Raw genomic sequence first — 15,268 nt, 5'->3', positions numbered from 1 at the left:
GCGTAAGAGACGGAAATCGTAGCATGGCCGCAGGACCGTTTGGGTCACCCCAGCGCACTCACCCTATGCTGAAGGACACGCGTGTCAGGCGCGCGGATACGCCGTCACTTCCCCATCCACGGCGACGCTCACCTTGTCGCCGACTTGCGGGCTCAAATAGCCGGGCACGCGCGCCCGGATCGCAATACCCGGCGCTGCATCGAGCATGAGGCCGATGCTCGCGTCCTGGCCGAAGAACGCGACTTCGCGCACCGTCGCCGCATGCAATGAAGCAACGCCGTTCGCCTGCGTCGCAGCCGCTGCCCCCGCCGGCAAAATGCGGATCTGTTCCGGACGCACCATCACATCGACCGGTCCGGCGTTCGCCGGCGCCGCGAGCTTCAGCGTCCCGAGCTGGCAGTCGACCGCATCGCGCGTCGCCACCCCGGGCAACAACACCGCTTCCCCGACGAACGACGCCAACTCGCGCGACACCGGACGCCGGTAAAGCGCCTCGGGTGTCGCAGTCTGGATCAGCTTGCCGCGCCAGAGCACGGCCACTTCATGCCCGAGCGAAAGCGCTTCCGACTGATCGTGCGTGACGAGCACCGCGGTCGCGCCCGCGGCCGCGAGCGCATCGGCGACCGCTTGCCGCGTTTCGATACGGAGCGCCGCGTCGAGCGACGAGAACGGCTCGTCGAGCATCACGAGCGTCGGCGACGGCGCGAGCGCGCGCGCCAGCGCGACGCGCTGCTGCTGGCCGCCCGAGAGCTGCTGCGGCGCGCGCTCGGCATACGAGGCGGGCAACCCCACGAGCTCGAGCAATTCGGCCACGCGATGGCGCGCGCGGCGCAGCGTCCGCGGCAGACCGAACACGATGTTGTCGGCGACCGATAGATGCGGGAACAGAGCGCCTTCCTGCGGCACATAGCCAATGCGGCGCTGCTCCGACGGCATGTGCACGCCGGGGCCCACGACGCGCCGGCCGTCGATCTCGACCGTTCCGGCGTCGGCTTCCTCGAAGCCGCAGAGCACGCGCAAGAGCGTGGTCTTGCCGCTGCCCGACGGGCCCAGGAGCGCGAGCAGCGTGCCGCTCTTGACCGTCAGGTCGATGCCGTGCAGCACCGCCGCGCCGTTGAACGACTTCTTCAAGCCGCTGATGTTCAGATTGCTCATCGATGAAACTCTATTCGTAATTCGTTCGCCGGCGCCGTTGCGTAGGCACGTGCCTCATCAGCGCTCGAGCACCGCCGATTTGCCGAGCAGCGCGAACAGCACGCCCGACGCAAAGAGCGAAATGCCGACGAGCAGAGCAGCGTAGGGCGCGGCGGCGGCGAAGGCGAGCGTCGAGGTGTCGGTCCACACTTGGGTGGCGAGCGTATGCGTGCCGATCGGCGAGAGCAGGAGCGTCGCGTTCAATTCGGTGACGACGGAGATGAACACCATCGCCGCAGCCGCGCCGAGGCCCGGCCCCGCGAGCGGCAGCAGCACGCGCCACATCGTTTGCAGGGCGTTGAGACCGAGCGCGCGCGACGTCTCTTCGAGGCGCGGCTGCGACTGCATCAGCGCGGCGCGCACGCTCACGAGCGCGAGCGGCAGGAACAGGATCGCGTACGCGACGACGAGCAGCGCCGCGCTCTGATAGAGCGGCAACAGGAAGCGCACGGCGAGCGATACGATCGCGAGCGCGATCACGAGGCCCGGCATGCCTTGCGCAACGAATACGGTGCGCTCGAAGATCGTCGCGATCCGGCCGGGATAGCGCACGAGCATATACGCGAGCGGCAGCGCGAGCAGCGTCGTGACGAGCGCCGCGGCGGCGCCGAAGCCGAGGGAGGCCGTGGCCGCGTTCCAGAGCAGTTCCGGCGAGACGTCGGCAGGCGTGACGGCGGCCGCGCCCGGCTGCGTGAGCCAGTAGGCGATCATGCCGAGCGGCACGCCGAGCGTCGCGATGACCACGGCCGCGAAGCCCGCGACGACGAGCCAGCGCGCCGCGCCTAACGGATAGCGCAGCGCCGCGCGGCGCGCGCCGCGATCGACGCGCTCGTAGCGCGCCTTGCCGCGCACGCGGATTTCGAGCGCGAGGCACACGAGGCACATCGTCATGAGCAGCGACGCGAAGATCGACGCGCCGCCGCCGTCGAAGCTCGTGCGGTACTCGGCGTAGATCTCGGTCGTAAAGGTGCGGAAACGCAAGAGCGAAAACGCGCCGAACTCGGACAGCACACCGAGCGCGACGAGCAGCATCCCGCCGAGGAGCGCCGGACGCAATTGCGGCAGCACGACGCGCACGAACGTCGACCAGCGTCCGCAGCCGAGCGAGCGCGCGCTTTCTTCGAGGGCCGGGTCCATGCCGCGCAGCGCGGCGGCCACCGGCAGATAGACGAGCGGGAAATACGTCGACGTGATGACGAGCAGCGCGCCCGTGAAGTCCTGCAAATCGAGCGACAGCGACACCCATGCATAGCTCGTGATGAACGCGGGCATCGCGAGCGGCGCGGCCATCAAGAGCGCCCACATGCGGCGTCCCGGCAGGTGCGTGCGTTCAATGAACCACGCGGCGGCGGTGCCGAGCACGGCGGACGCGAGCGTCGCCGTGACGGTGATCAACAGCGTATTGAGCAGCAGCTCGCCGACGAGCGGGCGGAACACCAGCTCCTCGGCGTCAGAAAGACCGAAGCTCGCGGCACGGTAAACCGTGAACGCGAGCGGCATCAGGACCAGCAGCGCACCGATGGCGGCGGCCGCGAGGAGTCCGCGCGGCGTGCGCCTTCGGGCGCGCGCCGCGCCTTCGGGAGATGGCGTGACCGCTACGGCGGCGTTGCTCATTCAGCCTCCCAGAGAACCTGTCGATCCGGAGCCGCGCTTCAGCGCGTGTCGATCCAGAGTGGGCGCTTCAGCGCCTACTCTGGTCCCATCCGGTTTCATGCAAAGCCAGCGAGCGTTCATTACAACAATCCGGCTTGGCGAAGCAGTTTGCCGGCCTGGCTGTCGTCGCCGAGCTGTTGGAGCGTGAGCGCCGGCGGCGCCAGTTCGTTGAACGGCTTCAGGATCGGATCGGGCGCCACGCCTGCGCGCAGCGGATATTCGAAGCTGATGTGGCTGCCGGCGATCAGCTTCTGCGCACGCTCGCTCACGAGATAGGCGAGGAACTTCTGCGCGGCGTCGGTGTTGCGCGACGCCTTGAGCACCGCCGCGCCCGACACGTTGATCAGCGCGCCGACGTCGCCGTTGCCGAAGTGATAGACCGCGCTCTTGGTGCCCTTGTCGCCGAGTTCGGCGTGCAAGCGCGCCCAGTAGTAGCTGTTGATCACGCCCGTCGCGACCGCGCCGCGATTGACGGCGGCGACCAAGCCTTCGTCGTCGTCGAAGATCTGCGAGTTCGCCTTCAGGCCCTTCAGCCACGCGAGCGTCGCGGCTTCGCCTTTTTCGGCGAGCACGGCGGAGACGATCGGCAGGAAGTCTGCGTCGGACGGCGCGATGCCGACCTTGCCCTTCCACTCGGGCTTCGCGAGATCCATCAGCGAAGCGGGCAGTTGCGACGGCTGGATCTTCGTCGTGTTGTACGCGAGCACGTTCTCGCGCGCGAGCACGCCGACCCAGTCGCCTTGCGGCGCGTTGTAGCGCGCGGGCGTGGTCGCGAGCGTCGCGGCGTCGACCTTGCCGAGCAGGCCCTTCTCGCCGAGCAGCACGAGCTCGGGCGAGTTTTCGGTGAAGTAGACGTCGGCGGGCGTGGCGCTGCCTTCGGCCACGAGCTGGGCGGCGAGCGCCGGGCCTTCGCCGTTGCGCACCTTCACCGAGATGCCGGTCTGCTTTTCAAAATCCTTCGTGAGCATGTCGACGACTTGCTCGTGCTGCGCGCTGTAGAGCGTGAGCGAGGCGGCGTGCGCCGCCGTCGGCAGCGCGCCGAGTGTTGCCAATGCGAGTGCCGCTGCGCCGCCGATCGCGGCGAACCGGGTACCGAACTTCAAACCTGCCATGATCCAAAATCCTCTTCGAATACGTGTGTTTGTTTGCGTCGCGTTGACGTCGGGTTGACGTCGGGTTGACGTCTGTTACGCCTCGAACAGCTCCGCGCCGATAAACGAGCCTTCCTTCGCGCCCGGCGGGATCGCGAAGATCGCGCTGCCGACGTGCGTCGTGAACTGGTTCATCATGTCGAGCTTCGCGAGCTTCTCGTTGATCGGAATAAAGCCGGTGCGCGGGTCGCGCTGGTGCGCGATGAAAATCAGCCCGGCATCGTACTCCGTTTCCTGACGCCATGGCGGCCAGCGTTCGATATAGAAATTCGTGCTGTCGTTGTACGAATACGAGCGGCGCAGAATGCGCTGGCCGTTGTTCGTCGCGGCCGTCGACAGGCGCACGTGCGAATTGTCGGGAATCAGCGAATTGCCATCCTTGTCCTGGGCGTCGAGATCGAGCTCGTCGAACTCGTTCTTCTTGCCGATCGGCGCGCCGCTGTACTTGTGGCGCCCGAAGACCGATTCCTGGAAGCCGATTTCCATCTGGTCCCAGTGCTCGATCGTGATGCGGATGCGGCGGAACACGGCGTAGGTGCCGTCCTTCATCCACGCCGGGCCTTCGTCGCCGGCCCAGATGAACTGATTCATCAGCGCAGGGTCCTTGGTGGGCGGATTGTTCGTGCCGTCCTTGAAGCCCATCAGATTGCGCGCGGTCTGCCCCTTCGGGCCCGACAGGAAGCCGGCCTGGCCCCAGCGCATCTGCAGGTTGCCGTAGCCCATGCGCGCGAGCTGGCGCACCGCGTGGAAGGCGACTTGCTGGTCGTTCGCGCAGGCTTGGATGAAGAGGTCGCCGCTCGACTTCTCCGGGATCAACTGGTCGCCGTTGAAGCGCGGCAAATCGACGAGCGCGGCGGGGCGCTTGCCGGCGAGACCGTAGCGGTCCTTGCCGTCTTTCGTGAAGAGCCCCGGGCCGAAGCCGAACGTGATCGTGAGGCCGGCCGCGCCGAGACCGAGCACGTCGCCCGAATCGGGCGCGGGCTTGTCGTCGGACGTGGGCAACGGCTGGGCCGTCTGCCCGCGCGTGAGGCGCGCGGCGGCATCGGTCCATGCGCGCAACAGCGCGATCACGTCGTCGCGTTTGGTTGTAGTCAGATCGAACGCCGCCACATACGTATGCGCTTGCTGCGGCGTGACGACGCCGCCTTGGTGGACGCCGTAGAACGGCTCCACTGCGAATTGCGGATCGTCCGCGTGCGTTCCGTCGTGCGCGGGCTTGTGCCCGGACCCGGATGAGGTCTGTGCCGCGTTTGCGGCGCTCGTGCCGAGCGCGGCTCCCAGCGTCGCGCCGGCCGCTACCGCGGCGCCGCTCGCTTTGAGGAAGCCGCGCCGCGCCGGGCGCTTCAGCGGCTTGGTATCGTCGGTCATGTTATTTCGCCAGTACCAGAGTGTTCACGTCGTCTTGGACGTAGTAGAAACCGTCGCCTTCGGGTGTCATGACGAGGCCGAACAAGTCGCCGTTGCCCGGGGGCGATTGCGCCTTGTCGGTATCGATCCAGCGCGCGTAGATCTGCTTGCCGGAAGCCGGGTCGATCTCGACGACCTGGCCGTTCAGCGCGTTCGTGACGAGCAGGTGGCCGTTGGGCGCCGTATCCATCGCGAGCGGGCGGTGCAGGAGGCCGTCGGCGGTGAGCTGGCGGCCGACGCCCGCGCTGAAATCGCGCGTGAGCGGATCTTCGATTTCGTTGACGCGGTTGCCGATCGCATCCGACACGTAGAGCAGCTTGCGGTCGGCCGACAAGGCGAGGCCGGTCGGTCCGATCAGGAACACGCCCTTGTCGGCCTGCGCGCCGAAGCCGCTCGCGACCACCGTCTGCTGCTTGACGACCGGCGGCTTGCCGGCGGGAACGTCGAGGTCGAGACGCAGCACCGTGGATTGCTTGAACACGGGCGGATCGCCGTCGGGGCCGACCGCATTCGGGCTGCCGACGCCGAAGCCCGCCATCGAGACGAACAGCGTCGCCGTGTCGCCGTTGTCGACGACGGCCATGTTGCCCCACGGGTCGTTGATGTTCTCGCCGGTGATCGTCGAGACGACCTTGCCCTGGTTGTCGAGCACGATCAGGCAGCCGGCGCCTTTGGTCGTCGTGGTGCCGTCGTTGCTCGGCGTGCTGCCGACGATCACCCAGCCCGACTTGAGCACCGTCATCGCCGTCGACAAGCCGATCCCGCCCGGGCACGCCTTCAGGTCGCGCGGAAGCGTCGCGAACGTGGTCATCTGCTTCGTGTCGGGGTGATAGTCGACGATCGTGCTGCCCGTGCCTTGCAGGTTCGCCGCGTTGTTGAAGTTGTCGACGAGCACGTCGCCCTTCTTGAACGCGCCCGAGCTCACCGGCGCGACCGCGATCGCGTACGGGTTCTGGTCGCCGTTGTCGGGCACCGTGTTGATGAGCGTCGTGTGCTTGTGGACAGTTTCGAGGAAGCCTTGCGGCTCCGCGTAGGCCGCCTGCGTGCCGGCGAGCGCGGCCGCCGCGGCAGCTGCCGCGAGCGCGACGCGTGCGCCGGATGTCGTAAGCGAGAGTGGTTTCATGTGAGTACCGCCGTCAGTCGTCGATTGCGAATAAATGCTCGGGCCCAAAAGCTCAGAACGTGATGTTGGTGCGCATGCCGATCACGAACGTGTTGCGCAAGGCTTGCGTTTGGTTGTTCGGGTTTTGGCCGGCGCCCGCGTTGAAGGTGTATTGCGCGTCGGCCTGCAACTGCCACCACGGCGTGACCTGATACTGATAGGTCGCTTCCACCGCCGTTTCGCTGCTGCGCGGCACGAAGCCGTTGTTCACATCGAACGCGGTGGCGTGGTTGCCGACCTTGATGTAGGCGAGACCGATGCCGACGGTGTCGTTGTCGCGCCCCTTGAACGGCGCCTTCATCACGACGCCTGCGTTCGCGCTGACGCTCACTTCGTTGCGGTCGCCCGGCGCGCCCATGACGCGCGCGAATACGCCGATGCTGCGCGGCTCGTCCGGATCGGGGCGCCACACCATCTGGTCGGCGACGGCGTAGAAGCTGTAGTCGCCACGGTGCGTCGAGCCGTCTTGCAACTGATCGGCGAAGGTCTGGTTGTTGTACCAGACGCCGAGCCGGTAGGTGCCGGGCAGGCCGCCGCTCGAGCTCTTGCTGTCGCCCGGCATTTCCATGGCGCCTTGGCCGGGCTGATTGATCGCGTACTGCACTTCGCCGATGTAGAGCGCACCGTTGTGCAGGTTGAAGTTCGTGCCGCTCGCATTGTTCTTCTGCGGGTCGGGGTTGTCGCCGGGCGCCGGGTTGCCGTCGAATACGCCGAAGAGCGTCGTGACCGACGGCGTGATTTGCGCGCGCACGCGCACGCCGAGCGAGGAGAGCGGATAGGCGGGGCCGCCGGACGGCATGTCGAAAGAGGGCAGGCCCGCCCAGCCGAACATCGTGTTGACGAACGTGCCGGCGTACGAGCTGACCATGAACTCCTGGTCGAGACTTTGCTGACCGACCTTGACGTCGACTTTGTTGTCGAGGAACGCCTGCTGGTACCACAGCTCCCACAGACGCGTGGTGTCGTCGGCTTCGATGCCGCTCGCCGTGTTCAGCGTGCCGAGATAGCGCGTGGAGAGATTGGTGCCGTGAATCTGCAGCGCGCTGACATTGAACGTGCCGCCCGGCAGGCCGATCGCCTTTTGCGTATCGACTTGCAGCGACATCGTCGTGAGGCCGTCATACGCGCCGCCGGTGCCGAGGCCGCCGCGCGTGTTGTACAGGTATTCGCTGGTTTCCTGCAGGCCGAAACTGATGCCGTAGCGGTTGAGCCATGGACGCAGCCCGCCGATGTCGCCGAGCAGATTCTGGCGGGTCCAGAGGCCGGTCCATTGATTGGTCGGCTGCGCTTGAATCTTGAGGTCGGCTTCGGGCGCTTCAGGCGTGGCGTCCGAACTCTGGGCATGAACCGCGGAGGTGCTTGCAATCGAAGCGCAAGCGAAAGCCGTGTGAATCGCAAGGCGGCGCAGTGAAGGCATACGCGCCCCACGCGGCGCATCCCCGTGTAACCGTTGGTTGGCGCCACGCGCGATGGACGAAGCAAGCTTCATCGGAGTCCTTTGTTGTTAGATCTGGCAGGTCGCCAAGGTCGGCGCTTCTTGTCTTGGCGGTCTGTTGCGAGTCGCTCTTCCTATGCCGCCGTACAGAACGGCCGAGCAATGCAGCGAATTCCGAGATCGTACTCACGCTGAATGGCATCGTCAATACAAATGCGAATGATTCGCATCCATATTACTGAGGTGTAATGTGCGAATTTACGGAGTGCTGCGAATTGTCTAGTTCATAACAATAAAAATGAAATTTAAATGTAATAAAAATGAAAATATCGGCGCGGCGAATCACGCTTGTCGCAGCCTTCGCAGGCTGCCCGAAATCATCCGAACTGAGGTAGCCTGAGACGGCTTCGATAGGGTTCGCATTACATGGATAAGGGGGCTTTTGATGACGCAGGCGCATCCACCGCTCGATCTTGACCGCTATTTCGAACGCATCGGCTACAGCGGTCCGCGCACGCCGACGCTCGAGGTGCTGCAAGAACTTCAATGGCTGCATCCGCAGCGCATCCCATTCGAGAATCTCGATCCGCTGACCGGACGCCGTGTGTTCGTCGATCTGCCGTCGATCGTGGCGAAGCTGGTCGAGCGTCGTCGCGGCGGGTACTGCTTCGAGCAGAACACGTTATTCGCGCACGTGCTGATGCAGCTCGGTTTCCGCGTGACGCCGCATATCGCGCGCGTGCTCTGGGGCAGAGCGCCGGATGCGATCAGCGCGCTCTCGCACATGCTGCTGCGCATCGATCTAAATGAAGAAGCCTGGCTCGCTGACGTCGGGTTCGGCAGCGTCACGTTGACGTCGCCGCTGCGTTTCGTGCCGGACGTGGTGCAGCAAACGCGCCTCGAGTCGTTCCGGTTGAGCCGGTCCGGCACGGGCGCTTTCGATCTTGAACTGCAGACGCCGGACGGTTATCCGAAGGTGTATCGCTTCCTGCCGCAGAAAGCCGAGTGGATCGACTACGAAGTCGCGAACTGGTACACGACGGCGCACCCCGAATCGCGATTCACGAACAACCTGGTTGTGAGCCGCGTGCTGCCGCCCGGACGCGTCACGCTTTTCAACGACACGTTGACCGAGCGCGCCAAAGACGGCAGCAGCACCGTGCACAAGATCCGCAGCGCACGCGAGCTCGAGCGCGAGCTGACGGAGCGTTTCGATATCGATCTCTCGGGCATCGATGTCGCCAGTGTGTTCGAACGCGTCGCCGCGCGCGCGGAGGTCTAGCCATGATTCCCCGTCTCATCGTCAACACGCTGGGCTGGGTGGTGATCATGGGGGCGCTGCTGTTCGGCGCGGCCGGCACCATGCAATGGCCGGCCGGCTGGGCGTTTCTCGTCGAAATGACGCTGCTCAGCCTCGCCTCGGGCATCTGGCTCGCTCAGCACGATCCGGCGCTGCTCGCCGAGCGGATGACAATCTTCTTGCAGCGCGGACAAAAGCGGTGGGATCAGATCTTCATGATGCTCGCGGCCGTGGTGTGGATCGCGTGGCTCGTGCTGATGGGGATCGACGCGAGACGCTTTCGCTGGTCGGAGGTGTCGCCGTGGCTGCAAGGCATCGGCGGCGCGTTGATGGCCGCGAGCATCTTCTTCGTCTGCATGGTGTTTCGCGAGAACAGCTTCGCGTCGCCGGTCGTCAAGATTCAAAGCGAGCGCGGACACAAGGTGATCGACACGGGGCCCTACGCTTACGTCCGGCATCCGATGTATTCGTGTGCGATCTTTTATCTCGTCGGCATGGCGCTCATGCTCGGGTCGTGGTGGGGGCTCGCGTTCGTGCCGCTCATCGTCGCGGGGCTCGGCTATCGCGCCGTGCGCGAAGAGGGCGTGCTTGCCGAACAGCTCGCGGGGTATGCCGCGTATCGGTCGCGCGTGCGGTATCGGCTCGTGCCGTATGTCTGGTGACGGCAGTCCGGTTCGACGGCTCAGGCCGCCGCGGGGAACCCCACATGCTTGAATCGCTCGACAAGAAAATCGATGAACGCTCTGGCGCGGGCAGACTGATTGCGCTTGTTCGGGTAGTAGACAAAGAGATCGGCGGACGGCTGCACGAATTCGGGCAACACGACACGCAGCCGTCCGCTCTCGAGATATTTCGCCAGATCCCATTCCGAGCGCACGAGAATGCCGTGACCGTCGAGCGCCCAGCCGAGCACGATGTCGCCGTCGTTGCTCGACAGCATGCCGTGCACCTTCACGACCTCGGCGTGATCGCCGTGCACGAAACGCCATACGCCGTGGGCATCGTCGTTTTGCCGGTGCACGATGCAGTGATGATGGGTCAGATCGGCGAGCGCCTCCGGGGTGCCGTGTCGCGCCAGATACGCGGGCGACGCGCACAGGAAGCGCCGGTTCGACATCACGCGCCGCGCGTTGAGCCTTTTGTCGGGCAATGAGCCGAAGCGGATCGCCAGATCGATGCCGCTCTCGACGAGATCGACTGGCCGATCCGTCAGGTCCAGTTGCACCTCGACGTGCGGATAGCGCTTCGCGAATTCCGATACCAACGGGGCGATCGTCGTGCGTCCGAACCCGAGCGTCGCGTTCACGCGCAAGAGCCCGCGCGGCACGGAGCGGCTCGACGCGACCGCGTCTTCCATTTCGCGAATTTCGGCGAGGATGCGCGTCGCGTGATGCAGATAGGTCTCGCCTTCGGCGGTCAGGCTGATGCTGCGCGTGGTGCGGTTCACGAGCCGCACGCCGAGCCGCGTTTCCATTTGCGACAGCCGCTTGGTCGCCGCGGGCGGCGTCAGATCGAGTTCGCGAGCTGCCGCCGACAAATTCCCATACCGCGCAAGCAGCACGAAGAACTGCAGTTGAGAAGCGATGTCAGTTTTCACCGAAAGTTAATAAAGAAGTGACTTTCAGTGAATCATACCGCTCGATTTCGCGCCTAACCTAGCGGCTCCTCGAAGCGCGCGGCCACCGGCCGCGTGCGATGTGTCCCTGGAGACTTCATGAAAATCGTCGAAATCCGCGAGAAAACTGTCCCGATCAGTTCCCCGATCCGCAATGCCTATATCGACTTCAGCAAGATGACGCTGAGCCTCGTCGCCGTCATCACCGATGTGATTCGCGACGGCAAGCCGGTGGTCGGCTACGGCTTCAACTCGAACGGCCGCTACGGGCAGGGCACGCTGATGCGCGAGCGTTTCATCCCGCGTTTGACGGAAGCGGACCCGGCCTCGCTCGTGAACGATGCCGGCGACAACCTCGATCCGCACAAGATCTGGGCGACGATGTTCAAGAACGAGAAGCCGGGCGGGCACGGCGAGCGCTCGGTCGCGATCGGCACGATCGACATGGCGGTGTGGGACGCGGTCGCCAAGATCGAAGGCAAGCCGCTGTTCCAGCTCCTCGCCGACCGCTACGGCAACGGACAGCCCAACCGCAAGATATTCGTCTATGCAGCGGGCGGCTACTACTACCCGGGCCAGGACCATGGGAAGCTGAAAGATGAAATGCGCAGCTATCTCGACCGCGGCTATACGGTCGTGAAGAAGAAAATCGGCGGTGCGTCGCTCGACGAAGACCTGCGCCGCATCGATTCGATCCTGAGCGTGCTCGGCGACGGCCAGAAGCTCGCTGTCGATGCGAACGGCCGCTTCGATCTCGATACCGCGATCCGCTACGCGAAAGCGCTCTCGCAATACGACCTGTTCTGGTACGAAGAGCCGGGCGATCCGCTCGACTACGAACTGCAAGCCACCTTGCGCAACTACTACGACAAGCCGATGGCGACGGGCGAAGACCTGTTCTCGATGCAGGATGCACGCAACCTGATCCGCTACGGCGGCATGCGCGCGGACCGCGATTGGCTGCAGTTCGACTGCGCGCTGAGCTATGGCCTCGTCGAATATCTGCGCACGCTCGAGATGCTGCATCAGCACGGCTGGTCGGCGAGCCGCTGCATTCCGCACGGCGGCCATCAGATGTCGCTGAATATCGCGGCGGGCCTGGGGCTGGGCGGCAACGAGTCCTATCCGGACCTGTTCCAGCCGTATGGCGGTTTCCCCGATGGCGTCAAAGTCGACAACGGCCATATCACGATGCCGGATTTACCGGGCATCGGCTTCGAAGGCAAGGCCGACCTCTACGCGGAAATGCGCAAGCTGACGGCGTGATTCGAAGAGACCACAGGCGTCCGCAGAAGACGCCGTGCAATGCGATGCATGGGGCTGTCCTAAGCGCTAAGGCGCCAAGGGCACCCCACAGGAGACACTCATGCAAGGCTCAAGCCTAAAGAAGTACTTGTCGAAGCTTTACGTCCAGGTGCTGATCGGGATCATTGCCGGCGTCCTCGTCGGCCACTTCTTTCCGGACCTCGGCTCGCAGATGAAGCCGCTGGGCGACCTGTTCATTCGCCTCATCCGCATGCTGCTCGCGCCGATCATCTTCGCGTCCGTCGTGGTCGGCATCGCGCGCATGAACGACATCCACGAGGCGGGCCGCGTCGGCGTGAAAGCGGTGGTGTACTTCGAAGTCGCGTCGACGCTCGCGCTCGGCATCGGTCTCGTCGTCGTCAACGTGCTGAAGCCGGGCAGCGGCATGAACATCGATCCGGCGCACATCGACAGCACGGCGATCAGCTCGTACGCGCACAGCGCGCATCAGCATGGCATGCTCGACTTCTTCATGAGCATCGTGCCGAACAGCGTGGTCGGCGCGTTTGCGAACGGCGAGATGCTGCCGGTGATCTTCTTCTCGGTGCTGCTTGCGATCGCGCTGGCGCGGCTCGGGCCGCGCACCGCGCCGTTCGTGGATATGCTCGACATGTTCCTGCAAGCGATGTTCGGCGTCGTGCGCATCGTGATGTACGCGGCGCCGATCGGCGCATTCGGCGGCATGGCGTTCACGGTGGGGAAGTACGGCATCGGCACGCTGGCATCGTTCGGCCAACTGATGCTGGCGCTGTACGTGACGTCGGTGCTGTTCGTGGTGGTCGTGCTCGGCATCGTGATGCGGGTGTGCGGACTCTCGCTGTGGAAGTTCCTGCGTTACATCAAGGACGAGATCTTCATCACGTTCGGCACGGCCTCGACGGAAGCGGTGCTGCCGCAAATGATGATCAAGCTCGAAAAGCTCGGCTGCACGAAGCCGGTGGTCGGCATGGTGCTGCCGACCGGCTATACGTTCAACGCGGACGGCACCGCGATCTATCTGACGATGGCCGCGATCTTCGTGGCGCAGGCGATGAACATTCATCTGTCGATCTGGGACCAGCTGCTCGTGCTCGGCGTGCTGCTGCTGACGTCGAAGGGCTCGGCCGGCGTCGCGGGCGCGGGTTTCGTCGCGCTCGCGGCGACGCTGGCTTCGATGCAGAAGATTCCGGTGTCGGGGCTCGTGCTGCTGCTGGGCGTCGATCGCTTCTTGAATGAAGCGCGCGCGGTGACGAACCTGATCGGCAACGGCGTCGCGACGATCGCGGTCGCGCGCTGGGAGCGCGCGATCGATATGCAGCTTGCGCGCGCGGTGCTCGACCGCGAAGCGGGGCCGGACGGCGATGTGCAGGAAGCCGCGGAATCGGCGATGCGCTCGCAGTCGCACTGATCCCGCGAGACGCGGCGGGCGTGAGCCGGCAGTCGGCCGATCGTCGCCTGCCATTTTTCCGTCTGGATTGAATGTCCTTCAATAGCGAGGCTAATTATCAAGAACGTGGCGTGTGAACAGAATGGGCACCACTGCAAGCGGTATCCCTTCTTTCACCATGACAAGCGATTCTTACCATGAGCCACGTTGATCTTTTCAGTGCCGCCACGCTGGCGGGGCGCCATGTCGAACACCGGGTTGTGATGGCGCCGATGACGCGCGCCCGCAGCACGCAACCGGGCGACGTGCCGAACCGGACCAATGCGATTTACTACGCACAGCGCGCGTCGGCCGCGCTGATCGTGACCGAAGCGTCGCAGATTTCGCCGCAAGGCAAGGGTTATTCGTTTACGCCGGGCATCCACAGCGACGAGCAGATCGCGGGCTGGCGCCTCGTGACGGATGCCGTGCACGAGAAGGGCGGCCGCATTTTTGTGCAGCTTTGGCATGTGGGCCGGATGTCGCATCCGGATTTTCATGGCGGCGAGTTGCCGGTCGCGCCGTCGGCCGTCGAGTTCGATGGTCAGATCTGGAAGGTCGATCCCGCGACCGGACAAGGCGCGATGGTCGATTCGCCCACGCCGCGCGCGCTCGCTACGGAAGAAGTGCGGGAGGTCGTGCAGGATTTCCGCCGGGCCGCACGCAACGCGATGGAAGCGGGCTTCGACGGCGTGGAAATCCACGGTGCGAACGGGTACTTGATCGACCAATTCCTGCGCACGACCTCGAATCTCCGCACGGACGAATACGGCGGTTCGCGCGAGAACCGGCTGCGGTTCTTGAAAGAGGTGGTCGACGCGATCGCGGATGAAATCGGCGCCGAGCGCACGGCGATTCGTCTCGCGCCGTTCCTGACCGCGCGCGGCATGGCGTGCCCCGACATCCTGCCGACGATCCTCGATGCCGCCACCTTCCTGCAGGCGCGCGGCATCGCCTATATCCACCTCGTCGAAGCCGATTGGGACGACGCGCCGCAATTCACGGAAACGTTCCGGCGCGAGCTTCGCGAGCGCTTCTCGCGCCCGATCATCGTGGCGGGCAACTACGACGTCGAAAGCGCGAACCGGGTGCTGTCGAACGGCTATGCCGACTTCGTCGCGTTTGGCCGCAAATTTGTCGCGAATCCGGATTTGCCGCGCCGCCTGGCGCTGGATCTGCCGCTGGCCGATTTCGACGCGAGCACGCTCTTTGGCGGTGATGCGCGCGGGTATAGCGACTATTCGGCGTGGGCCGAAGACGAAGACGAAGACGAGGACGAGGCCGTGTCGGCCGGGTAACGCCGCGTGTGATGGATCGATCGCCGAACGGCGATCGATTCCCGATCAAGCGAGACCCTAAAGACGCTGCGGGAGAGCCGTCGCGAAGAAGTCGGACCCCGATTCTCGACGCTCAGTCAGCGACTCGCGAGGACTTGGTGAGCATGTATCAAAGCATGGTCCCGCTCGGCCGGCTCGCGCGGGTTGAGGAGATGGCTAGCTCGGCGCTCTTTCTGGCATCGGACCAGAGTTCCTACATGACGGGTGCGGATTTGATGAACGACGGCGGCATTGGCCAGGTTTGAGCCTCGAGGCCCAGTGAAGGGAAAGAATGTCCGAAAAATATCCACAAATTTCGGACAAC

The 15,268-nt window shown here is 64.8% G+C and carries 13 protein-coding genes; 6 read left to right on the top strand and 7 right to left on the bottom strand.

Going from position 1 to position 15,268, the window contains the following annotated elements; genetic code table 11:
* Window positions 1–84: 84 nt before the first annotated feature.
* The 6 genes from FAZ95_RS33180 to FAZ95_RS33155 form a co-directional block, all read right to left on the bottom strand.
* Window positions 85–1,155: an ABC transporter ATP-binding protein gene (locus FAZ95_RS33180; protein WP_137336624.1), complete on the bottom strand. Its 1,071-nt coding sequence runs from the start codon at window positions 1,153–1,155 to the stop codon at window positions 85–87.
* 57 nt (window positions 1,156–1,212) lie between these two features.
* Window positions 1,213–2,808: an ABC transporter permease gene (locus tag FAZ95_RS33175; RefSeq protein ID WP_137336623.1), complete on the bottom strand. Its 1,596-nt coding sequence runs from the start codon at window positions 2,806–2,808 to the stop codon at window positions 1,213–1,215.
* Between the two features lie 119 nt (window positions 2,809–2,927).
* Window positions 2,928–3,959 (bottom strand): iron ABC transporter substrate-binding protein, encoded by a 1,032-nt coding sequence (locus FAZ95_RS33170; RefSeq protein WP_137336622.1) that lies wholly within the window; start codon window positions 3,957–3,959, stop codon window positions 2,928–2,930.
* 75 nt (window positions 3,960–4,034) lie between these two features.
* The gene (gene efeB, locus FAZ95_RS33165) at window positions 4,035–5,366 is read right to left on the bottom strand and encodes an iron uptake transporter deferrochelatase/peroxidase subunit (protein ID WP_137336621.1); all 1,332 of its coding nucleotides are present in this window, start codon (window positions 5,364–5,366) and stop codon (window positions 4,035–4,037) included.
* 1 nt (window position 5,367) lies between these two features.
* Window positions 5,368–6,528 (bottom strand): NHL repeat-containing protein, encoded by a 1,161-nt coding sequence (locus FAZ95_RS33160; protein WP_137336620.1) that lies wholly within the window; start codon window positions 6,526–6,528, stop codon window positions 5,368–5,370.
* Window positions 6,529–6,580: 52 nt separating this feature from the next.
* Complete coding sequence (locus tag FAZ95_RS33155; RefSeq protein WP_137336619.1) at window positions 6,581–8,056, bottom strand: carbohydrate porin; 1,476 nt, start codon at window positions 8,054–8,056, stop codon at window positions 6,581–6,583.
* 391 nt (window positions 8,057–8,447) lie between these two features.
* Here FAZ95_RS33155 and FAZ95_RS33150 point away from each other — a divergent pair, with 391 nt between their 5' ends.
* Window positions 8,448–9,284 (top strand): arylamine N-acetyltransferase family protein, encoded by an 837-nt coding sequence (locus FAZ95_RS33150; RefSeq protein ID WP_137336618.1) that lies wholly within the window; start codon window positions 8,448–8,450, stop codon window positions 9,282–9,284.
* A gap of 2 nt (window positions 9,285–9,286) precedes the next feature.
* Window positions 9,287–9,964, top strand: coding sequence for a methyltransferase family protein (locus FAZ95_RS33145; protein ID WP_137336617.1), 678 nt, complete (start codon window positions 9,287–9,289; stop codon window positions 9,962–9,964).
* Window positions 9,965–9,984: 20 nt separating this feature from the next.
* Here the strand turns inward: FAZ95_RS33145 and FAZ95_RS33140 are convergent, their stop codons facing one another.
* Window positions 9,985–10,899 carry a LysR family transcriptional regulator gene (locus FAZ95_RS33140; protein ID WP_137336616.1) on the bottom strand — a complete coding sequence of 305 codons (915 nt, stop codon included), beginning with the start codon at window positions 10,897–10,899 and terminating at the stop codon, window positions 9,985–9,987.
* 117 nt (window positions 10,900–11,016) lie between these two features.
* Here FAZ95_RS33140 and FAZ95_RS33135 point away from each other — a divergent pair, with 117 nt between their 5' ends.
* The 4 genes from FAZ95_RS33135 (at window position 11,017) to FAZ95_RS40585 (ending at window position 15,209) form a co-directional block, all read left to right on the top strand.
* Window positions 11,017–12,183: a mandelate racemase/muconate lactonizing enzyme family protein gene (locus FAZ95_RS33135; RefSeq protein WP_137336615.1), complete on the top strand. Its 1,167-nt coding sequence runs from the start codon at window positions 11,017–11,019 to the stop codon at window positions 12,181–12,183.
* 100 nt (window positions 12,184–12,283) lie between these two features.
* Window positions 12,284–13,609 (top strand): C4-dicarboxylate transporter DctA, encoded by a 1,326-nt coding sequence (gene dctA / locus FAZ95_RS33130; protein WP_137336614.1) that lies wholly within the window; start codon window positions 12,284–12,286, stop codon window positions 13,607–13,609.
* Window positions 13,610–13,785: 176 nt separating this feature from the next.
* Window positions 13,786–14,925 carry an alkene reductase gene (locus tag FAZ95_RS33125; protein ID WP_137336613.1) on the top strand — a complete coding sequence of 380 codons (1,140 nt, stop codon included), beginning with the start codon at window positions 13,786–13,788 and terminating at the stop codon, window positions 14,923–14,925.
* A gap of 11 nt (window positions 14,926–14,936) precedes the next feature.
* Complete coding sequence (locus tag FAZ95_RS40585) at window positions 14,937–15,209, top strand: SDR family oxidoreductase (protein WP_302674744.1); 273 nt, start codon at window positions 14,937–14,939, stop codon at window positions 15,207–15,209.
* The last annotated feature ends 59 nt before the right edge of the window (window positions 15,210–15,268 follow it).

The sequence above is a fragment of the Trinickia violacea genome (assembly GCF_005280735.1).
Taxonomy (GTDB): domain Bacteria; phylum Pseudomonadota; class Gammaproteobacteria; order Burkholderiales; family Burkholderiaceae; genus Trinickia_A; species Trinickia_A violacea.
Note: the sequence above shows the minus strand (reverse complement) of the source record. Positions and strands in the feature narration are given on the sequence as shown.